This window comes from Vibrio sp. 10N.222.52.B7 (assembly GCF_041474275.1).
GTDB lineage: Bacteria > Pseudomonadota > Gammaproteobacteria > Enterobacterales > Vibrionaceae > Vibrio > Vibrio crassostreae_C.
The window spans coordinates 18,526-40,038 of record NZ_JBFRTU010000055.1 but is presented as its reverse complement, the minus strand read 5'-3'; the positions used below and the strand labels follow the sequence as shown (position 1 = coordinate 40,038).

The following is a 21,513-nucleotide window of genomic DNA, read 5'->3' as shown; positions in this document are numbered from 1 at the left end:
ACAACCTATGCGATGCTCAAATATTTGTGAGTTTGTATTGATAAGCGCCAATTGCGCTCAATGCAGGTATCAATACAAAGCTGAGTAGCGCGGTCTTTTTGGCTGATTGGTTGCAGAGCGATAACAGTGTCGTTAGGAACTGCTGCTCGCTCCAATAAACCGTCAAGTTGTTCGATGTCTTTGCTTGTACCTACTGGATGCTTAATTTCGTTAGCACGTTGCAAGGCGCTATCTAAGATTTCCAGTTTCGCTTTCATCGCCACTTTCGGTGACACCGTAACCCAAGTGTCCGGTGTGGCTTTAACTTCTGATGTTCCGCTAGTCTCAATCTGACAGCGACAACCGTGCTGCTCAAACGCTTCAGTAAGAGGAACAAGATCATAAATGCATGGCTCACCACCAGTAATCACAATGTGCTTAGCAGTGTAACCTTGCTTGATATATTCATTCACGATTCCTTGAGCATCGATTGCTGACCAAGTAGGTGAATCTTCTGTCTTAACCATAATATCGCCAAGGCTGGTTTCCTCTTCTGGCAACGCTTCCCAGGTCTGCTTGGTATCACACCAAGAACAGCCCACTGGGCAAATTTGCAGACGAACAAAAACAGCGGGAACGCCAGTAAACACGCCCTCACCCTGAATGGTTTCAAACATTTCATTAATCTTGTACAACTTTCCCTCAGCTCAATCATTTGATGAAATTAATCAACCGCAGACCTTAAAGCACTTCCCCCTTTTGGTCAAACAAATGAGTACTGATAAATGAGTTGATCAAAGCCCTAGCCTGAACTTTCAAGTTCCCTTATCCTTTCGCCCATAGATTTCGTTAGCTTTTAATTTTTTAGTAAGGAACAACATGTACAAACTGATTGCTCTTGATATGGATGGCACACTACTCAACAGTGAAAAAGTGATTTCTCAAGAGAACAAAGACGCAATCGCCAAAGCACGAGCTGCAGGTGTGAAAGTAGTTCTCGCTTCTGGTCGCCCTTTAGAAGGCATGCAAAGCAAATTAGATGAGCTTTCGATTGACGGCGAAGATGACTTTGTACTCTTCTACAACGGCTCTATGGTTCAGAACATATCGACAAAAGAGATCATTCACAGTGAGATCAGCAACGGTAAAGCCGCAAAAGAGATTGCTGCCCTCGCTGAACAGCTTGGTGGTTATGTCCATGCTTTCAGCAAGATCCACGGCTTAATCACACCTGAGAACAATGAGTACACTGGTATTGAAGCGCGTATTAATTGCTTAGATATAACCGAGTTCGACTTTTCTCAACTAGAAGATGACCACGAAATCATCAAAACTATGATTGTCGCTGAACCAAGCAAGCTGACTGAAATCATCGGTAAGTTGCCACAAGAGCTTAAGACTCAGTTTACTATCGTACAAAGTGCACCATTCTTCTTAGAGTTCCTAAACCCGAAATCAAACAAGGGTGTCGGTATTGAAGCGATAGCGAAACACTTAGGCATTAAAGCGGAAGAAGTCATCTGCATGGGTGATGCTGAAAACGATCACCATATGCTTGAATACGCAGGCCTTGGCATTGCAATGGAAAACGCAATGGAAGAAACCAAGAAACTGGCGGATCACATCACAGCTAGCAACGACGACCATGGTGTAGCGGTCGCGATTGAGAAGTTTATCTTCAACTCATAAACGCTCAACAGGTTCTAATAAGAATTACTTTTTGCTTGTTTCAGAAATGACAAAGGCTGTGCACTGCACAGCCTTTTTGATTTTGTGTTAGTCGAGTCGCTTACTCTCTTTTCCATGGCAGACGAAATGCCACCACACCAAACAGAATCAAGATTGGGAAACGTAACGTTTCAACAATAAATGAAGCAATACCGCTGAAAGAGACAAAGCTTCCAGCCCAGCTAATCAGCAGATTTCCCGCTAACAACATCGCCATCACTCCAAGAACGATCTTGAATGAGAACTGACCAACCAAAGGTTTCGAGTCTGTTAACGTCACTAGGCATGCAATCGTCATCAAAATCGCTACCCAGAATGAGAATGTTGGCAGTGGCCATATCACCGTCAGAACAATCGACAGTAAGCACAATGCCCACCAAACACCTTTAGAACTCAATAAGGCGCTAATATCAACATCCGGTTTCGCGTCTAATCTCACGATATGCCACGTCGTTAAAGCGCCTAATACGCCACCCATTAATACATCACTAAAAAACGCACTACCTGAATAAGACTTAAATAGCATGATCCACAGCAGGCCAGCGAGCACTACCAGAATGGCTTTTTGCTCCAAGAGGCGCTTTAGTTTCCAAAAGACTAACAAGGTTAAACTGACCCACAAGGCAGCCAACAGACTTGGAAAACTATACCCACTGCTCATCACCAGTTTCAATGTTGGCATGTAAGCGTGTGGACGTGGAAAACCAAAACCTTGGTGCGCGATTAAAGTAAGTAGTGTCACCGAGATCAAAGTGAAGCCAAACTTCAACGCGAAGTTACGGCCAAAGTACCAAGCAATTAACGGCAATATCACAATGAAGACCCATGGCTTGGCCAACAAGTCAGTCAAAAGCACAGTATTCGCAAATACGCTTGGCATCTTATCGAACGTGTTTTGAAGTGACACAATCCAATTTAATTCAACTTGATGGACTTTGGGTGCCGCGCCCACCAGCTCAGTCACATACGTCACCGGTTGATCTGTCGCAGATAAAAACAGCTCGTTAATCTCAGACCACTGTTCTGGGTAGCGGTATTGGTGATCTTGCAATTCAGTAGGAGGAAGTAACATCGCTCGGCTGACTTCCACGCCATAATGAGGAGCAAACCAAATCGGCAGCTCAAAGCCACCTAACTCATTTCGAGCCTTGTAACTGATCACTTCAGAGTCAGAAATACAATCAAACACGACGGCACTGTCGGTATAACCTAGCACATCACCGACCGTTACCGACAAACCAGCCTCTTCCCACGTTTCACGTTGCGCCGCGACGGCTGGCGGCTCACCTGAAACAACAGTGCCTCCCGGTAGAGACAATTGACCGGTGATCAACTCATCAACCAACACGATTTGGTTATCAGCACGTACTACACACAAGGCGCCCGCGATATGATCGGGCAAAGTGTCGTTTGTCCAAGCGGAAGTAGTACTCAAAAGAGACAGTATGAAAACTAATAAATATCGAATAACCAACGAGTTTACCTAAAAAATAATAGAAGAATATTGAAGACTGCTGTTGCAGTTGAACTATTGTAATCAAAGCCACACAAAATCGCTGTCTACGTTTTGTGCAAAGCCTTCCTCATCCATTGAATGTGAGGTGTGAACCCCATTTTTTGATAGAAGTCCTTGGCAGGCGAGTTAAAGTCCCAAACTTCTACAAAGACTTGTTCAACCCCATAATCATCAAAAGTACTTTCAACTTTGTTAAACAACTTTTCAGCAATCGATTCTTTTCGATAATCAGGCAAGACAAACAGTTCATCGACACTTCCCATCGGCACTGGTTTGCTGACCGTTGAGATAAGCTCACAAAAATGCCCAGAGATAAAGCCAACAATGAGCTCTCCTTTTAATGCCACATAAACCAAACATTCAGGGTCATCCAAGTATCGTGCAATGCTTTTTTCCTGCTCAATCTCTTCTGCCGTTTTAAAGTGCTCTGGGCTAGCAAGGTGGTGGTGATGGTGGAGATCGAACATTAACTCGTTAAGTTGTTCTAAATCCGCGTGCTTTGCGGCCCTTAAGTTGACATTCATGACTATTGCGCTTCTCAAACCAAATTAATATCTAAACTGAGTCTAGTTTACTTGGCGTGAGTATCTATACAAGTTATTGAATTAACTCATTGTTTGAAGTGTGTATTTTAGATACAAAAACGGCCACATTACGTGGCCATTCTGTTTGAATGATTTTGAATTAAACGAATATCGAAGCTATGGTTTTTGCTGTGGCTTTTGCTGTAGCTTCAGCTTTATGCACCGTTATCTTCTTTCTCTTCTTTGAGATCAGCAAGCTGTTGTTCCAGTTCAATAAGCTTAATTTCCGCCTCTACTTCCGCAACTCGCTTTTCTGCATCAGTGCGATTGTCTTGCGCTAGACCATCAGCAGTAACTTGGGTTCGTTGTGCGTTTCTTGCATCGTCCGTATCTTTCATTGAACCCGCAACACCACCGGTCACACCACCTAATGCAGCGCCCTTAACGGCTAAACTCGCATCTCCAGTTAGAGCGCCGGCTGTTGCTCCTAATAAAGCACCACCTACCGCACCACGATTACGTGCGGCATTCTCATTTTCGTTATCCATTGCTGGTGATGCGCAACCAGAAAGAGTCACAATCAGTGTCGCTAAAAGAAAAGGTTTAGTGAATTTCATAGGAGTCTCGCTTAGTTCTTCGTTTTGAGTAGAACCATCTTAAGCACAGCCGTTAATGAGATAAATAAAGCCACGTTTAGACGATACATCATGTTTAGCTATGTATTATTCAGCCATCGCATAACTGATTAATGATATATAGCTTTGAGCTCGCTTTATCCTCACCAACAAAAAAGGCGACCAATAAGGTCGCCTCAATCGCGCTTTCTCTATAATTCTTGCCTTTCACATATCTCTTAGCCTTTAGACCAAAAGTTTTGCATGTTTGCTACGCTAGGTGGTGGCCTAACACCACAATCTCGATAATGATTTTTATCGCCGATCCCCAGTATCTTGCCATTTTCGTCATCAATCATAGCCGCAACTTTAACACCGTCTCCCACATGGCGAGTTAACACGACAATTTCACCAGCTCTTTCAGACCTTACTGCGCCTAAGATTTGATATTCGTAGCGGCCTTTCCTTGAATTAACGATCATCTTCGAGTTAATAGGGTCGGCTTCATATCCCACACCAATATCAAAAACCGCTTGATAGAGATCGACGCCAGTCTTTGATACACATTTAAATACCTTGGAATGACTCAAAGGTTCTAACAACGCTCTACTCGCTTCATCCTTTGAAATACTGGCACTAGCAGCACCACTGACCAATAAAGCAATCAACAAAAAGTAAGCTCGCATAAAAAGACCTCAATATGTGGGATTCATAATGAGGTCATAGTAAACGCAATGGATAAGCGGATGAATAAAGTAGAGTTTAGGTAAACCATCACGCCGGATTATGTATAAATCAACAAGCCGAAGGTGAGATTACCTAAACTGCGACGTCTATTTGCCGAGCTTTTCAGCAATTTCAGTTAAGCTGGTAGGGTCGTCAATAGTTGAAGGCACCACATATTGTTCACCTTCTGCGATCTGCCGGATCGTTCTACGTAAGATCTTACCTGAGCGTGTCTTAGGTAACCTCTCAACAACCAAGGCTTGCTTAAAACAAGCTACCGCGCCGATCTCATTACGAACCTTGCCAACCAATTCCCTTTGCAACTCAATGCCATCGACTTTTACGCCATCTTTTAACACAACTAGACCTAAAGGAAGTTGTCCTTTCAAGTCATCGTGAATCCCGACTACCGCACATTCTGCAATGGCTGGGTGACCACCCACGATCTCTTCCATTTCTCCAGTCGACAGACGGTGTCCCGCTACGTTTATCACATCGTCGATACGGCCCATAATAAATAGATACCCATCTTCATCGAGATAGCCACCGTCCCCAGAAACATAATAGCCTGGGAATTGGCTCAGATAGCCAGATTCAAATCGATCATGATTACGCCAAACCGTTGGCAGACAACCGGGTGGTAGTGGACGTTTGAGTGCAACAAAGCCTTGCTGATTAGGCTGTGCCGTTTCACCCAATTCATTAAGAATCTCGACTTGGTAACCGGGCACAGGCTTAGTTGAAGAACCTGCTTTCACTGGCAAAGATTCCAGCCCTGTCGGATTGGCAGAAATAGCCCAACCCGTTTCGGTTTGCCACCAGTGGTCAATAACCGGTTTATTGGTATGAGACTCAACCCAATCCAATGTTGGCGGGTCCAAACGCTCTCCCGCCATAAAAATCGACTTGAGCGATGATAAGTCATACTTGGTGAGTAACTCGCCTTCAGGATCTTCTTTCTTGATAGCTCTAAATGCCGTTGGCGCAGAAAATAACACATCGACGTTGTACTCTTCACACACACGCCAGAATGCCCCCGAATCTGGCGTTCTAACTGGCTTTCCTTCAAACAAGATGGTTGTGCAACCATGAATCAATGGCGCATACACAATATAGGAATGCCCCACTACCCAGCCGACATCAGAAGCCGCCCAAAACACACCATCTTGCGGCATATCGTAGATAGTGCTCATCGAGTATTTCATCGCGACCGCGTGACCACCATTGTCACGTACCACACCCTTTGGCTTACCCGTCGTTCCTGATGTATACAAGATATATAGTGGGTCAGTTGCTAGAACAGGCACACACACATGAGGCAAGGCATCGTTAACCGCTTGTTGCCAAAGTACATCGCGTTCGTTGTTCAATTCGGCTAGAGACTGCTCTCTTTGGAATACCACCACTTTCTCGGGTTTCCAACGACTGTCCATGATCGCGCGATCAACCATCGGCTTATATGGCAAAACTTTGTTTATCTCGACACCGCAGGATGCAGTAATCAACACCTTGGGCTCGGCATCTTCAATTCGAACGGCAAGCTCATGAGGGGCAAAACCACCAAACACCACCGAATGCACCGCACCTAGTCGTGCACAGGCCAACATTGCCATCGCCGCTTCAGGAATCATTGGCATGTAGATCACCACACGATCACCTTTGGTAACGCCTTGCGTGGCTAACATACCAGCGACTTTAGCCACTTGGTTACGCAATTGATTGTAAGTGTACGAGGATTGAGTTCCTGTAACTGGAGAGTCGTAAATCAGTGCGGTATTGTCACCTCGCCCATTTTCACAATGATAATCCAGCGCGAGCCAGCAGGTGTTCATCACCCCATCAGGAAACCAACGCTCAATTCCGTTATCGTCAGTTTGTAATATCGTTTTAGGTGACTCAAACCAATCAATTGCTTGTGATTGTGTTTCCCAAAACGAATTTGGGTCTTCCCTCGCCCATTGATACTCGGTGATGTAATCTGTTTTTCTAGTCATTCGATTCGTAGCAGACATAGTGCCTCCTCCATGATTTATCCATTAGTCCAAGCGACTAACTTTTAACAGTTTCACTTGGGTGCACTCTTTTCTCAGCGTTGTATTCGTGAACATTTAACCGTTCACGACAATCGCTTTACTTGGGAAAAGGCACACGAATGGCACCTTCCATGATCACTCGGGCACTACGACTCATAATCGCCCTCTCTATTTTCCACCCACTTTCGGCCTGCAGCGCTTTCGCACCTACCTTTAAGGTTCCTGACGGGTGTCCAAAGGTCACGAAATCACGACTTCCCTCACCGGCTGCCAAGTTCACTAAGGTGCCAGGAACACTTGCCGCTGAAGCAATAGCAACCGCAGCCGTACCCATCATGGCATGATGCAGTTGCCCCATAGACAAAGCACGCACCAGAAGGTCTGTATCTTCGACAGCAACCGATTTTCCACTGGAAGCTTGGTACGCTTGAGGCTTAGCAACAAACGCAACTTTAGGTGTATGTTGGCGTGATTCTGCTTGTTCTAAAGAATCAATAAGACCCATCGCTACTGCACCATGTGCTCGTATGGATTCAAACAGAGCCAAGGCTTTGGTATCACTATTGATATCTGATTGAAGTTCAGTGCCTTGGTAACCAACCGATTCAGCATCAACAAAAATGGTGGGTATCCCAGCATTAATGTATGTCGCTTTGATGCAACCCAGATCGGGAACATCTAAAAAATCGACAACATTCCCTGTTGGGAACATAGAGCCACTCGCATCGGCGGGGTCTAGGAAATCAACTTGGATCTCAGCGGCGGGGAAAGTCACACCGTCGAGTTCAAAATCACCTAACTCTTGAACTTCGCCACCAGCGATAGGTACATGAACAATAATGGTTTTCTCTATGTTCACTTGCCATACTCGCACCTCGACCACACCGTTTTCTGGAATACGATTCGAGTCGACTAGCCCACTATGAATAGCAAATGGGCCCACTGCAGCAGACAGATTGCCGCAGTTACCACTCCAGTCCACAAACGGCTTATCAATGGCAACTTGGCCGAATAGGTAGTCAACATCGTGATCGGCTTTACTACTTTTCGAAACAATCACGGTTTTACTGGTACTGGATGTTGCACCACCCATACCATCGGTTTGTTTGCCATAAGGATCTGGACTACCAATCACGCGCAGAAGTAATGCGTCTCGAGCTTCTCCGGCAACTTGCGCAGCTTCAGGTAAGTCACTTAAGTTGAAAAAAACGCCTTTGCTTGTTCCGCCCCGCATGTAGGTAGCAGGTACTTTTATCTGTTTGATGTTCATAACTAGCTCCTACTGTGAAAGAAAGTCTTTGGCAAAACGCTGCAACACACCACCAGCGCTATACACATTCACTTCATCTGCGGTATCTAATCGACAGGTTACTGGCACATCCAGCTTGTCACCGTTTTTACGAGTGATGACTAGAGCCAAATCAGACCCTGCTTCAATGTCGCCGTACACGTCGTAAAGCTCGGTACCGTCCAATTCTAAGGTATTGCGATTGGTCCCCGCTTTGAATTGCAGAGGCAACACGCCCATGCCAACCAAGTTGGTTCTGTGAATTCGTTCAAACCCTTCAGCAACAATCACTTCAACACCCGCTAAACGCACACCTTTGGCTGCCCAGTCCCGTGAAGAGCCTTGCCCATAGTCTGCGCCAGCAACGACAATCAAAGGTTGCTTGCGATTCATGTAGGTTTCTATCGCTTCCCACATTCGCGTAACTTGACCTTCAGGTTCAACTCTTGCTAATGAACCTTGCACGACTTCTCCAGCGTCCTTCACCATTTCGTTAAACAGCTTAGGGTTGGCGAATGTTGCTCGTTGCGCGGTTAAGTGATCGCCTCGATGGGTCGCGTAAGAGTTAAAGTCCTCTTCCGGCACTTCCATTTTGGTGAGGTATTCCCCCGCAGCGCTCAAAGCGAGAATCGCATTTGAAGGGGATAAGTGATCTGTGGTGATGTTGTCACCCAAAATCGCTAAAGGTCTCATACCAGATAGGCTTCGCTCTCCCGCCAGAGCTCCTTCCCAATAAGGTGGTCTGCGAATATAGGTACTTTGAGGTCGCCAGTCATAAAGCGGTTCAGTAGTCACCTGTTCCTCGTCTGGCTGGAACATTTTCACGTAGATTTGTTGGAATTGCTGAGGCTTAACATGTTCACCGACCACTGCATCGATCTCTGCATCACTCGGCCACAAGTCACTTAAATAGATCGATTTTCCGTTGCTGTCTGTACCTAAGCTGTCTTTTTCGATATCAAAGCGAATCGTACCAGCTAAGGCATAAGCGACGACCAATGGCGGTGATGCTAAAAACGCTTGTTTGGCATAAGGGTGAATTCGACCATCGAAGTTTCGATTCCCCGATAGCACAGCGGTTGAATATAGGTCACGGTCGATGATCTCTTGTTGAATTTTAGGATCCAACGCACCACTCATTCCATTACAGGTTGTGCACGCATAACCGACGATACCGAAGCCTAGTTTTTCCAGTTCAGGCAACAAACCGGCGGACTCAAGATAAAGCTTGGCAACTTTTGAGCCTGGCGCGAATGACGTTTTTACCCATGGCTTACGAACTAATCCAAGCTGATTGGCCTTCTTCGCAACCAATGCTGCGGCGACGACATTTCTTGGGTTACTGGTATTGGTACAAGAAGTAATCGCCGCAATGATCACGGCACCATCTGGCATTTGTTCATCAGAATATTGTTCAGCGTGTTGCTCTTTCCAAGAAGCTTGGCTGATGCCTTGTTTGGCAAGTTCACTGGTTGGTAAACGACGATGTGGATTGGATGGGCCTGCAAGGTTGCGCTCAACTTTAGACAAATCAAACTCAAGCACACGTTCGTATTGAGCGGAATCTAAATCATCGGCCCATAAGCCAGTTTGCTTAGCGTATAGCTCAACTAACTCAACCTGTTCAGGCTCGCGTCCTGTCAGCTTTAGGTATTGTATGGTCTGTTCATCGATATAGAACATACCTGCTGTCGCGCCGTATTCTGGTGTCATATTCGATATAGTGGCGCGGTCGCCAATGGTCAGTGCACGAGCCCCTTCACCAAAGAACTCTAGATAACTGGAAACCACTCTCTGATTGCGAAGAAACTCTGTAATCGCAAGCACAATATCCGTTGCGGTTATCCCTTCTTGTCGTTGACCCGTCAGTTTAACGCCTACAATATCAGGCAATCGCATCATAGACGGACGACCGAGCATCACAGTCTCAGCTTCCAAACCACCTACACCTATTGCAATAACACCCAGAGCGTCAACATGAGGAGTATGACTGTCGGTGCCGACACAGGTATCAGGAAACGCGATTCCTTCTTTAGATTGAATCACTGGAGACATTTTCTCCAAGTTAATCTGGTGCATAATTCCATTACCCGCAGGAATCACACTCACGTTTTTAAACGCGATTTTACACCAGTCAATAAAATGAAAACGGTCTTCGTTTCTGCGCTCTTCAATCGCGCGGTTTTTATCAAAGGCTTCGCTATCAAAGCCTGCGTGTTCCACTGCCAGAGAGTGATCAACAATCAGTTGGGTTTCAACAACGGGGTTCACCTTGGCAGGGTCTCCGCCTTGGTCGGCAATCGCGTCTCTTAATCCAGCCAAATCTACTAGGGCTGTTTGACCAAGAATGTCATGACACACCACACGCGCAGGATACCAAGGGAAATCAAGGTCACTCTTGCGTTCAATGATCTGTTTTAAGCTGTCTTCAAGGGTTTCAGGATCACAGCGTCTTACTAATTGCTCTGCCAATACTCTCGACGTATAAGGCAAGGTTTTATAACTGCCCGGAGATATCGCTTCTACCGCTTCGCAAGCATCGTAATATTCTAAATGAGTTCCGGGTAAAAGTTTTCGGTACTGATTTTTATCAAGGTACTGAGCTTGTTCAAGTTTCACATCAGACATACATCCACCATTATCTGTTAAATTCTATTCGTTGGTTCTTGAGGCCTTGTCGTATGAAGACGGAAGTCACCTCAAGACATAAGTCGGCTCGTTATAGAGGGCTAACGTAGATGAATAGGTAACCAGTCTTGATGCTCTGGCCCGGTGTAGTCTGCACTTGGACGAATGATGCGATTGTTTTCTCTTTGTTCGAACACATGCGCCGTCCAACCTGTAAGGCGACTCATCACAAAGATTGGCGTGAACAGTTTGGTTGGGATGTCCATGAAGTGATAGGCAGAGGCATGGAAGAAATCCGCATTACAGAACAAGCCTTTCTCACGCTTCATGACTGCTTCAACACGCTCTGAAACGGCGTAAAGCTGTTCATCTCCCACCTCTTGAGCAAGCTCTTTTGACCAACGCTTGATTAAGGCATTTCGAGGATCGCTTTCACGATAAATAGCATGACCGAAGCCCATTATTTTGTCTTTGTTAGCAAGCATCTGCATGATGTTGGTTTCGGCTTCATCGGCGGTTTGCCAATCTTGGATCATTTCCATTGCCGCTTCATTCGCACCACCGTGCAGTGGGCCTCTTAGTGTGCCAATCGCAGCCGTTACACAAGAATGAATATCCGACAGTGTTGACGCACAAACACGAGCGGCAAAGGTAGAGGCATTAAACTCATGTTCCGCGTAAAGGGTTAGCGAGCAGTGCATCACCTTCTTATGAAGTTCACTAGGCGTTTTGTCAGTCAACATCTTCAAGAAATAGCCACCCAAACATGCTTCGCTTTGATCTTCCGTATCAATGCGCACGCCATCATGGCTAAAGCGATACCAGTAACAAATAATCGCAGGGAAAAGCGCGAGCATTCGTTCAGTCGCAGGCAATTGTTCTGAAAAATCAGATTCTTGCTCTAGATTACCTAGCATCGAACAACCCGTTCTCATCACATCCATTGGGTGAGCGTCTGCAGGAATAAGCTCCAACAATGCTTTCAAAGGTTGAGGTAAACCACGTAAACCAACCAACAATGTTTTGTAATCGTCTAGCTCTTTTTCATTGGGCAAATGGCCTCTTAATAGCAGATGTGCCACTTCTTCAAACTGAGCGTGGTTAGCAAGATCGGTAATGTCATAGCCACGGTAAGTTAAACCCGTTCCTGATTTTCCTACCGTACATAGCGCAGTCGACCCTGCACTTTGACCACGTAGACCAGCACCACCGATTGCCGGTGCGCTGGCTGGTTTGTTTGCTGTTTTTTCACTTTTTTGCTCTACTTTTGAAGCATTTTCGACAGCGGCTTTATCACTCAAAGATACAGACATGGTGAACTCCTTTTCTGTGTTAGTCGCTTGCACTCTTTGGTGCTGCCTGTTTATGTGTCCGATGCTCTTTATCATCGGTACTGGATATGGCGACTAACCATTTCACGTTATTGGATTAAGTTGATTTTTGATTAATTGAAACCGGTTTACTCTTCGCTTGAAAACAACTGATCGAGCTTGTTCTCGTAGTCGTGGTAATTAAGGTGTTCGTAAAGCTCTTTACGGGTTTGCATTGAATCCAACAGAGCTTCCTGATTGCCTTCAACTAACAAGTGCTTGTAAACATTCTCAGCCGCTTTATTCATCGCACGGAACGCACTCAATGGGTAAAGCACCATGTCGACACTCGATTGCGCTAACTCATTACAGTTGTAAAGTGGCGTTTGCCCGAATTCAGTTATGTTCGCGAGAATAGGCACATGCTTACCCGTTGCTGATTTCAAAGCTGCCGAGAACTTCACGTATTGATCGAGTTGATTCATCGCCTCAGGGAAGATCATGTCCGCGCCCGCTTCAACACAAGCTATCGCTCGCTCAATCGCGCTATCAATACCTTCAACCGCCAATGCATCGGTACGCGCCATAATCACAAAGCTGTCATCGGTTCTGGCATCTGTTGCCGCTTTGACTCTATCGACCATCTCTTGCTGACTAACAATTGCTTTATTTGGTCGATGACCACAGCGTTTCTGAGCGACTTGATCTTCCATATGTATTGCAGCTGCACCCGCTTTTTCAATCGCGCGAATGGTACGTGCAATATTAAATGCGCCACCAAAACCCGTATCGATATCCACTAGCAATGGCAGATCACATGCGTTAGTAATACGTTCAACATCGACCAACACATCGTTCAATGTGGTGATACCCAAATCAGGCAAACCGTAAGACGCATTGGCGATGCCTCCGCCAGACAAATAGATCGCCTGATGCCCCAAGTTCTTTGCCATCATCGCGCAATACGGGTTCACCGTACCCACGATCTGCAATGGGTCGTTGTCTTGCACAGCTTGTCGGAACTTAGCTCCTGCTGATAACTTCATAATGACGCTCCCTGTTAATTGTTAATTTCTAATCTTATGACTACTGATGTTTAGCTCTCACAAGCGAAGAACCGCTAGCAAATACCAGTCGCCAGTTAATCAAGATCTTTGGATTGAATTTGTTGCTCTATAAGTAATCGACTTCCCGAGATGTGTCTTCGCATTAGCATTTCTGCCAGCTCTTCATCGCGATTACGAATCGCTTGTAGGATGTATTTGTGTTCATCGAGCGCCTCTTTTGGCCGAGACTGTGCTCGTGGCGATTGGTAGCGATACATGCGTAATAGGTGATAAAGCTCGTCACACAACAACGAAATGAGTTTGCTGTTACGACTCGCTATGATAATGCGGTAATGGAAATCGAAATCCCCATGTTGATGAAAGTAAGAAGAACCTTCGACTTCATCGATGTGTTTTGAGTGTGTCGACAATAACCCTTCAAGCCCGACAAGCTCTTCTTGTGTAATATGTCGCGCTGCTAAGCGAGCCGCCATGCCTTCCAATGCCTCTCGCACTGCGTACAACTCGAGTAGTTTGTCTGCCGAAAAGGTAATAACTCGAGCCCCTACATGAGGAATGCGTTCAATCAAGCCAAGCCCTTCAACACGCATTATCGCTTCACGCAGTGGACCTCGGCTTACCTCAAAGCGTTTAGCCAGTTCGGGTTCCGAGATTTTACTGCCCGGTGGTAATTCACCGTTAACAATCGCCTCAACGAGATACTCAGTGAGGTTTTCTGATTTGGTGTTCTCTTTATCGCTCACACGCGTCTTCGTGTTTGCACTTAAGCTGAGATCTTTTATCGCAGTATTCATATTCACGCTGCTCACTTCTGATTGCTGAACCTTAATTGTCAACAATTTCACAACATGAACATAAAATACACGATTAAATTGTCGACAATCAAGCCAATTGTCGACAATTTAGACTAAGGTAGTATTTTTATAGACGATAAAAACTCACCCAAAAGGACACTAAAAACAACTTAACCACTTGTTATTTATCGCTTCAAACAGATTGACAACCACCAATCCGATACCTACTCTAAAATTATTTGAAATCGATGTGTCGACAACTTATCGCCAAACTTGTCAAAAGCAGCCCCTTCGTGTCTATCCACCTGCTCACCGATAAACAGATGTAAAAAAGGCGCACTCATGTGCGCCTTTCATTCATAGACCCCGTTCTAACAAGCCACCTTTACTCAAGCAATCTGACGAGTAACATCTAGGTATTTGCTGATATCAACGAAATCAATTTGTTCCGGCTTCAGATACTCTTCTGCATAACGCAGGTGAGTGCCGCTGGTTAAGAACAATCTAAATAGTTCGATATCGAGATGCTCGTCCAATGCCATTTTATACATGATGTCGACAGCAACACTGATTGGCTTAGCCTTCTTATAAGGCCTATCTGCAGCGGTTAATGCCTCAAAAATATCAGAGATCACCAGAATACGTTCTGGGATTGAGAGGTCATCACCAGTCAGCTTCCTTGGATACCCTGTACCTTTAAGTGTTTCATGGTGAGTTGAAGCGTAGCGAGGAACACGGCTTAGCTCTTTCGGGAATGGCAGATTCTCAAGCATCTTAATCGTGCCAAGCATATGCTCATTTATCTTGAATCGGTCTTCAGCAGTTAACGTACCACGTGCAATGCTCAGATTGTAGACTTCGCCTAAGTTGTATAGATGCTCCGGCACATCCATTTTGATTTGATGTTTCGGGTCAAACTCTAACGGCCTATCTCTTTTCACTATATGTTCAGGCTTATCACTTAACAGCAGCTCTGTCGCTGGCAAACTTGAACTCGATTCTCGATTCAAGGCTTCTATCGGTGATAGACCAAGTTGATCATCAAAGTTACGCATCCAAGTCGTCTCAGCTATCGAACGAATGCGAGCAACTTTGTCGTCACTCATGAACTCACCACCAACGTTTGATATCGCGATAAAGGCAAAGTCATCTTGTAGCTGCTGTTTCGTTGCCGCAAGCTCATCGGCTATCAGTTGCGTTGATAGAGTACCTTCAAGTTGTTTTCTCAAAGCAGTGATTTCCGCATCACGCCAAAGTACTTCAAAACGAGTTCTCACCTCGTGGATTCGGTTGTAGTTCGCTTCTAGCTTCGTACCTTTATCGACGATGTGTTCGGGTATCGTGATCTTGCCACAATCGTGAAGCCAAGCCGCAATTCTGAATTCACGACGTTCATCATCATTTTTAAACTCAAAATCTTTGAAATGATCGGACTGTGATTTCTCAACTGCATCAGCCAACATCAAGCCGAGTTTTGGTACACGATTACAGTGCCCTGCCGTATAAGCAGATTTATCATCGATAGCTTGGGCGATAAGCTTGATAAACGACTCCACAAACGCCTCTTGTGTCTGTTCATGCTGCTTAATCTCTGCCGCCATGCCTTTCACTGCCACAGACAGCTCCCATACTTCTTTGATTCGAGTGTCAACAAGCTCGACACTATCATAATCACGCATCTTGATCTTATGAGTCTCCTCCTCTAATTGACGAATAGGACGCACTATCGGTGCACCAAAACCCCAAGCAATAGGCAACGTCAAACTCATCAGTAACATCGTTATACCAACAGAGGTTGCTAGACGTTTATTGACTGTACTAAAGATTTCAGATTCGGGAATCAATACCGCAAAATATTCAGAGTAGTGTTCGCCCGTGTCTATTTTCTTTAAATAGAGATGCTTGATCTCGCCATTCAACTCTACCCTTACCATACTGCCTTCAACCGTTGCTTCCTTAGTCAAATCATAAAGTTCAATATAAGGAACCGTCGTATTCGTATTAAAGCCGGTATCATGGAGCCACTTTTTCGCTAAGGCATCAAGTTGTTCACCACTTAACTTACTGATAGCTTGATCAATGATTGGGAGCAATTGTTTATGCTTGCTCTGCAGCACCAAATGGAATTGGTTTGAGTAGTTCTGTTTTAGATCTTCTAGAGTCCCATTGACAACAAGGCCTGGCTGGAAAAACCTATCTAATGCAAACGAGAGTACGGGTTCTGCTTCTAAGAAAGCAAAGTTCTCTTCGCTTTCAATTGAATTAAATGCAGACTCTAGGTTTTCAAATTCAACTAAATCAATGTTCGGAAAATCCTCTCTCAACTTAGGAATAATTGACCACCCAGATAAAATGGCAACTTTTTTACCCTCAAGCTCGGCATAATTAGTGACAACCTTCGCGCCGACCCTTGTCACGATAGAAAATGGCAATTCATAAATTGGAGTCGTGTATAGGCCATCTATGCCATTATTTTTATAATGTTGAACCGATTGCAGGCCATCAATACTTCCTTCTTGAAACTTACTGACAAGCTCGCCCCAAGAGAAACCATTAACAAATTCAAACCTGATCCCTGTCATCTCACCAATCATTTTAAGAAGGTCTATCGCATAGCCGTTTGGTTTTCCCGCCACTGAAAAGTCCATCGGCCCCCAATCATTTTGATTAGACACTAACAGCGGAGGGGTATCGTTAATCAAGGCTTGCTGCTCAGACGATAGCATTAATGTTGATACATCAAACTCCGATTCCTGATTGTTAACCTTGAGGTTAGACGCAATAATATTACCCGATTTCGAATATAAGAAAGACTCAACCTTACTGTCTTCTGCTAAGCCAAGCGCCGTACCTGATAGTTTGCTAGCTAAAGAAGACAACACAATATCAATACCAATCACATGTTGAACTTCAGATTCGATTTTCGAATCAAACGCTAAAGAATAAGTTTGCCCGGTAATTTGTAAATGCTGGAAAAGATATGGCTGAGTTTTTTCGACCGACTGAACATTGGCAGAAACATACCAAGGCCTGGTTGTTGGAAGGTAGTTGCTCTGCTCCGTAGTTGAGTCTCTTAGCGTAAACTCTTGGTCAAAATATTTCGTCGTACGGACGCGCTCCTCCCCTATATTATGAATCTCAACCACAACCCAACGGTCTTTTTGTTGTGCACCGATTTTTTCTCTAACGACAGGGGCAGATTCTAGATTAATAATTTGGAAGAAGTTTTCATTAGATGAGCCAATGTAAATACTATAAAAGAGAGGGTTATCTTTAATTGCTTCTGAAAGAATACTACGCGACTCTTCTTTCGATATTCTGTTACTTATAGAACGTTTCACTGAAGAAAGTAAACGCGCGGTATTGGCTGCGTCAGAATCAACCGCGCCGATATAGTTACTCAGCTCTTGGGACACCATCGTCAACTTTGATAGGGTATTCTCAGTCGCCATTTTTTTACTGAAGTAATATTGCAGTGAAACCGCAACAACAGCGGTAAGAAATGTCGCGAGTAAAAACATTCCTCCAACAGTAAATCGTAACGAAATTTTTTTGTCTGTCATTATTCGATCCTTGAATAACCACTAGCTCAGAAATGTAACGTGCCAGCTATAATCATATTATTACAGTAGCACTGCACACCTAGCAACATATTATTCTATATATTAAAGAGCGCCTCTCCATATCACTCTTTGTGTCGCAATAAGTACCCTCTTTAATGATACACAGCAGTATAAAGCGACCAACAGTCAAAAAAATTGTTCACATAAACTCAAGAAAAACCTAGTTATTATTGCTAGAAGAATCCTACAGCCACCTCCCCGTGAACTTTATGAACAATATTAATCCAATGTTCTTTATTCTCAATATCGCCGCATTACAGACATTTCATTAACACACCGTTAACTTTAGCTTCATCTGCTAAGCAATATCCTACTCATCTGTTTAGTAGCTGGAAATAAAACATAAGTTTCTCTCCATTGAAGAGATCCCCTACATAAGGAACGTGAACCATGTTCAAGGCACTGAAACCTACTCTTGCGGCTTCTATCATCGCAGCAACCTTTTCTTTCAACACTTTTGCTGCTGACGTAGAAAAAATCCACTTCCTAATCCCTGGCGGCGCTGGTGGTGGTTGGGATATGACAGCTCGTGGTACGGGTGATGTATTGGTGAAATCAGACATCGTAGAAAATGTCTCTTTCCAAAACCTGTCTGGTGGCGGTGGCGGTAAAGCGATTGCTCACCTAATCGAAACAGCACAACGCCAAGAAGACACGCTAATGGTGAACTCAACGCCTATCGTTGTTCGTTCACTAACAGGTATCTTCCCTCAATCTTTCCGTGACCTAACTCCGGTAGCAGCAACCATTGCCGATTACGGCGCAATCGTCGCTCCTGCGGATTCTAAGTACGACACTTGGGAAGACGTCGTTAAAGAGTTCGAAACCAACCCACGTAAAGTGAAGATTGCTGGCGGTTCAGCTCGTGGCAGCATGGACCACCTTGTAGTAGCGGCAGCGTTCAAAGGCGAAGGTTTTGATGCGAAGAAAGTACGTTACATTGCCTACGATGCTGGCGGTAAAGCGATGGCGGCACTGCTTTCTGGCGAAACACAGCTGCTTTCAACGGGCCTTGGTGAAGTACTAGAGATGTCTAAATCTGGCCAAGTAAAAGTGCTTGCTGTGACGGCTCCAAAGCGTCTTGACGCTGCGCCTAACATCCCAACACTGACTGAATACGGCAACGAGACAGTATTTGCTAACTGGCGTGGTTTCTTTGCGGCACCGGGTACAAGCCAAGCAAAAATCGACGAGTGGAATGTAGCGCTTGGCAAAATGTACAAAACCGATGAGTGGCAAGTGGTTCGTGACCGTAACGGTTGGATCGACAACTACAAAGCTGACAAAGATTTTTACGCCTTCCTAGAAGACCAAGAAAAACAGATGGGCGATCTAATGCGTGAGCTTGGTTTCTTGAAGTAACCAACAACCATAGAGGGCTTATGTGCCCTCTTACTCTTTCCTGTTTCGCCGTGCATGAGTTAACTTCAAACTCCTTTGTTTATTCGTAGACGTATTACTAACGCTTGCCGATTCGTTGTAAACGCAAGTGGCTGATAAACCAGTACCGTAATTCGCTTACCTTTGGTTAGTGATCCCAGACATTTCATTGACTCGCTCATGTACGGCTTTTTTACTTTTTATACCACCCCAAATGGAGTTGGATATGTCGGACTTACCAACCAAATTTCTGAGTAAGGAATCTTTGCTTTCGAAGGATCGCATCGGAGCCATGCTCTTTATGCTTGCATGTTTATGCTATGGCTACCAAACCACGCTGATTCCTTTGTTCCCCGGTGACGAGTACGAACCCTTCACAGCAAGAACCTTACCTATCCTGCTAACGTTTATCGGCATTGGCCTTTCGTTGATCCTGCTTATAACCGGACAGCCGGATAAAAAAGTTACATGCGACACTACGCCGCTGAACTGGAAACTGCTTATTGGCTTCTTGGTGTTAATGGCTCTGTACGGTGTTGGACTGACTTATCTTGGCTTTGTTTTAGCAACCAGCTTCTTCTTACTTGCAGGCTTTTACCTACTGGGTGAGCGCCGCAAAGCTGTCTTATTTGGCGCGTCGTTTCCTTTCGTTATCGCGTTCTTTCTTTTATTAACTCAAGGCTTAGATATCTACCTAGAGCCTGGTTTAATCTTCACTCTTTGGTAGGGATAACATTATGTTAGACGGAATTTTACAAGGACTTTCGACCGCCGTGATGCCAATGAACATCATGATGGTAATTGTTGGCTGTTTTGTTGGTACCTTTATTGGGATGCTACCGGGACTCGGTCCAATTTCAGCAATCGCGTTGATGATCCCGATTACATACGGCCTAGACCCTTCTTCTGGCCTAATCTTGATGGCTGGTGTGTACTATGGCGCTGTATTTGGTGGCTCGACGTCATCAATATTAATCAACGCTCCAGGTTGTTCTTCAACGGTAGTAACCGCATTCGATGGCTACCCGATGGCACAAAAAGGCCAAGCGGGTAAAGCACTTGCACTCGCGGCTTACTCTTCTTTCACTGGTGGCACACTTTCGGCAATCATGCTTTTGATTGCGGCTCCGGCTTTAGCCAGCGTGTCATTGAGCTTCCAGTCTTCAGACTACTTCGCATTGATGTTGTTAGGTTTATCGGCAGTAGCGGCGTTTGCGGGCCCAGGTCAGGTAATCAAGGCATGGATGATGACTATTCTTGGTTTGATGCTGTCTACTGTTGGCATCGACAAAGGCGTTGGTGTTGAGCGTTTCACGTTTGGTCTAACAGACCTGATGGATGGCTTTAGTTTCCTACTTCTTGCTATGGCAACCTTCGCTTTAGGTGAGACTTTAATGGGTATTCTAAAACCAGAGCAAGACACCAGCGCGGAAGAAAGCCAAAAGATGTCGGATATTGGTAGCATGAAGGTCACCAAAGAAGAGTTCAAAGAAGTGGCACCAGTTTCAATTCGATCTTCTATTCTCGGTTTCTTTACCGGTGTTCTACCGGGCGCAGGTGCCACTATTGCGGCATTCCTAAGTTACGGCATGGAGCGTAGCCTCGCGCCAAAAGACAAGCAGAAAGAGTTCGGTAAAGGCAGTATTCGTGGTCTTGTGGCTCCTGAATCAGCAAACAATGCAGCTTCAAGTGGTTCATTTGTACCGCTGTTAACACTCGGTATTCCGGGCTCTGGTACTACAGCAATTATGCTTGGTGCATTGATTGCCTACGGTATTCAGCCTGGTCCTCGCTTGTTCGTTGAACACCCAGATGTATTTTGGTCAGTGATCATCTCTATGTACTTTGGCAACATCGTACTGGTTATCTTGAACCTGCCTTTAATCCCTTATATTTCTAAACTGCTAGCGGTACCTAGAACGGTTCTACTGCCAATGATTATCTTCTTCTCAATCACTGGCGTGTACTTGGTGTCATTCAACACGATGGACGTATTTGTGATGCTACTGGTAGCGATGGCTGCGATAGCATTAAGGCTAGCCAACTTCCCATTGGCACCATTACTGTTAGGCTTCATATTGGGCGGCTTGATGGAAGAGAACTTAAGACGAGCATTGATGATCAGCGATGGTGAGTTGAACTTCTTATGGGAACGCCCTATCACTATGACCTTCACTATTTTAGCGGTATTGGTTCTATCTAGTCCTATTCTGGTTAAGCTGTTCAAGAGCTTTAGAGCAAAGCCTGTTGAAGTATAAACTTGGCTTAGCCTAGAAAACAAAACGAAATAAAGGGAGCCTCAG

Annotated in this window: 16 protein-coding genes; 4 read left to right on the top strand and 12 right to left on the bottom strand. The window is 45.0% G+C overall.

What is annotated here, in order from left to right; all coding sequences use genetic code 11:
• Positions 1–5 precede the first annotated feature (5 nt).
• Positions 6–674: a 7-carboxy-7-deazaguanine synthase QueE gene (gene queE, locus AB4512_RS15035; protein WP_346762947.1), complete on the bottom strand. Its 669-nt coding sequence runs from the start codon at positions 672–674 to the stop codon at positions 6–8.
• Between the two features lie 184 nt (positions 675–858).
• Between queE and AB4512_RS15030 the strand changes: the two genes are divergently transcribed.
• The gene (locus AB4512_RS15030) at positions 859–1,668 is read left to right on the top strand and encodes a Cof-type HAD-IIB family hydrolase (RefSeq protein WP_372175124.1); all 810 of its coding nucleotides are present in this window, start codon (positions 859–861) and stop codon (positions 1,666–1,668) included.
• 100 nt (positions 1,669–1,768) lie between these two features.
• On the opposite strand, the gene AB4512_RS15025 is transcribed toward AB4512_RS15030, so the two are convergent.
• From AB4512_RS15025 to AB4512_RS14975, 11 genes are all read right to left on the bottom strand, one after another.
• On the bottom strand, positions 1,769–3,181 hold the full coding sequence (locus AB4512_RS15025; RefSeq protein WP_372116480.1) for an NUDIX domain-containing protein: 1,413 nt from the start codon (positions 3,179–3,181) through the stop codon (positions 1,769–1,771).
• An 86-nt stretch (positions 3,182–3,267) separates the two neighbouring features.
• Positions 3,268–3,747: an N-acetyltransferase family protein gene (locus AB4512_RS15020; protein ID WP_372175123.1), complete on the bottom strand. Its 480-nt coding sequence runs from the start codon at positions 3,745–3,747 to the stop codon at positions 3,268–3,270.
• Between the two features lie 215 nt (positions 3,748–3,962).
• Positions 3,963–4,364: a glycine zipper domain-containing protein gene (locus AB4512_RS15015; RefSeq protein ID WP_017062298.1), complete on the bottom strand. Its 402-nt coding sequence runs from the start codon at positions 4,362–4,364 to the stop codon at positions 3,963–3,965.
• A 236-nt stretch (positions 4,365–4,600) separates the two neighbouring features.
• Complete coding sequence (locus AB4512_RS15010; RefSeq protein ID WP_372175122.1) at positions 4,601–5,047, bottom strand: hypothetical protein; 447 nt, start codon at positions 5,045–5,047, stop codon at positions 4,601–4,603.
• A 147-nt stretch (positions 5,048–5,194) separates the two neighbouring features.
• Positions 5,195–7,099: a propionyl-CoA synthetase gene (locus tag AB4512_RS15005; RefSeq protein WP_372175121.1), complete on the bottom strand. Its 1,905-nt coding sequence runs from the start codon at positions 7,097–7,099 to the stop codon at positions 5,195–5,197.
• Positions 7,100–7,217: 118 nt separating this feature from the next.
• Positions 7,218–8,390, bottom strand: coding sequence for a 2-methylaconitate cis-trans isomerase PrpF (gene prpF, locus AB4512_RS15000; protein ID WP_017062295.1), 1,173 nt, complete (start codon positions 8,388–8,390; stop codon positions 7,218–7,220).
• Between the two features lie 9 nt (positions 8,391–8,399).
• Positions 8,400–11,036 carry a Fe/S-dependent 2-methylisocitrate dehydratase AcnD gene (acnD, locus tag AB4512_RS14995; protein WP_372175120.1) on the bottom strand — a complete coding sequence of 879 codons (2,637 nt, stop codon included), beginning with the start codon at positions 11,034–11,036 and terminating at the stop codon, positions 8,400–8,402.
• Between the two features lie 101 nt (positions 11,037–11,137).
• Positions 11,138–12,349: a 2-methylcitrate synthase gene (gene prpC, locus AB4512_RS14990; protein WP_017063813.1), complete on the bottom strand. Its 1,212-nt coding sequence runs from the start codon at positions 12,347–12,349 to the stop codon at positions 11,138–11,140.
• Between the two features lie 146 nt (positions 12,350–12,495).
• Complete coding sequence (gene prpB / locus AB4512_RS14985; protein WP_372175119.1) at positions 12,496–13,392, bottom strand: methylisocitrate lyase; 897 nt, start codon at positions 13,390–13,392, stop codon at positions 12,496–12,498.
• A 95-nt stretch (positions 13,393–13,487) separates the two neighbouring features.
• The gene (locus AB4512_RS14980) at positions 13,488–14,207 is read right to left on the bottom strand and encodes a GntR family transcriptional regulator (RefSeq protein ID WP_372175128.1); all 720 of its coding nucleotides are present in this window, start codon (positions 14,205–14,207) and stop codon (positions 13,488–13,490) included.
• Positions 14,208–14,596: 389 nt separating this feature from the next.
• Positions 14,597–17,770: an HD domain-containing phosphohydrolase gene (locus AB4512_RS14975; RefSeq protein ID WP_372175118.1), complete on the bottom strand. Its 3,174-nt coding sequence runs from the start codon at positions 17,768–17,770 to the stop codon at positions 14,597–14,599.
• Positions 17,771–18,220: 450 nt separating this feature from the next.
• Here AB4512_RS14975 and AB4512_RS14970 point away from each other — a divergent pair, with 450 nt between their 5' ends.
• The 3 genes from AB4512_RS14970 (at position 18,221) to AB4512_RS14960 (ending at position 21,468) form a co-directional block, all read left to right on the top strand.
• Positions 18,221–19,192: a tripartite tricarboxylate transporter substrate binding protein gene (locus AB4512_RS14970; protein ID WP_017062289.1), complete on the top strand. Its 972-nt coding sequence runs from the start codon at positions 18,221–18,223 to the stop codon at positions 19,190–19,192.
• 244 nt (positions 19,193–19,436) lie between these two features.
• Entirely contained in the window at positions 19,437–19,937 is a 501-nt protein-coding gene (locus AB4512_RS14965; RefSeq protein ID WP_004733594.1) for a tripartite tricarboxylate transporter TctB family protein, read from the top strand.
• Between the two features lie 10 nt (positions 19,938–19,947).
• Positions 19,948–21,468 carry a tripartite tricarboxylate transporter permease gene (locus AB4512_RS14960; RefSeq protein ID WP_012603793.1) on the top strand — a complete coding sequence of 507 codons (1,521 nt, stop codon included), beginning with the start codon at positions 19,948–19,950 and terminating at the stop codon, positions 21,466–21,468.
• Positions 21,469–21,513 lie beyond the last annotated feature (45 nt).

Bases quoted from the DNA above. Each gene is read 5' to 3' on its own strand.
- AB4512_RS15015 (WP_017062298.1), bottom strand. From the start codon at position 4,364: ATGAAATTCACTAAACCTTTTCTTTTAGCGACACTGATTGTGACTCTT.
- AB4512_RS15005 (WP_372175121.1), bottom strand. From the start codon at position 7,099: ATGTCTGCTACGAATCGAATGACTAGAAAAACAGATTACATCACCGAG.
- prpB (WP_372175119.1), bottom strand. From the start codon at position 13,392: ATGAAGTTATCAGCAGGAGCTAAGTTCCGACAAGCTGTGCAAGACAAC.
- prpF (WP_017062295.1), bottom strand. From the start codon at position 8,390: ATGAACATCAAACAGATAAAAGTACCTGCTACCTACATGCGGGGCGGA.
- AB4512_RS15010 (WP_372175122.1), bottom strand. From the start codon at position 5,047: ATGCGAGCTTACTTTTTGTTGATTGCTTTATTGGTCAGTGGTGCTGCT.
- AB4512_RS15030 (WP_372175124.1), top strand. From the start codon at position 859: ATGTACAAACTGATTGCTCTTGATATGGATGGCACACTACTCAACAGT.
- AB4512_RS14975 (WP_372175118.1), bottom strand. From the start codon at position 17,770: ATGACAGACAAAAAAATTTCGTTACGATTTACTGTTGGAGGAATGTTT.
- prpC (WP_017063813.1), bottom strand. From the start codon at position 12,349: ATGTCTGTATCTTTGAGTGATAAAGCCGCTGTCGAAAATGCTTCAAAA.
- AB4512_RS14970 (WP_017062289.1), top strand. From the start codon at position 18,221: ATGTTCAAGGCACTGAAACCTACTCTTGCGGCTTCTATCATCGCAGCA.
- acnD (WP_372175120.1), bottom strand. From the start codon at position 11,036: ATGTCTGATGTGAAACTTGAACAAGCTCAGTACCTTGATAAAAATCAG.
- AB4512_RS15020 (WP_372175123.1), bottom strand. From the start codon at position 3,747: ATGAATGTCAACTTAAGGGCCGCAAAGCACGCGGATTTAGAACAACTT.
- AB4512_RS14960 (WP_012603793.1), top strand. From the start codon at position 19,948: ATGTTAGACGGAATTTTACAAGGACTTTCGACCGCCGTGATGCCAATG.
- AB4512_RS14980 (WP_372175128.1), bottom strand. From the start codon at position 14,207: ATGAATACTGCGATAAAAGATCTCAGCTTAAGTGCAAACACGAAGACG.
- AB4512_RS14965 (WP_004733594.1), top strand. From the start codon at position 19,437: ATGTCGGACTTACCAACCAAATTTCTGAGTAAGGAATCTTTGCTTTCG.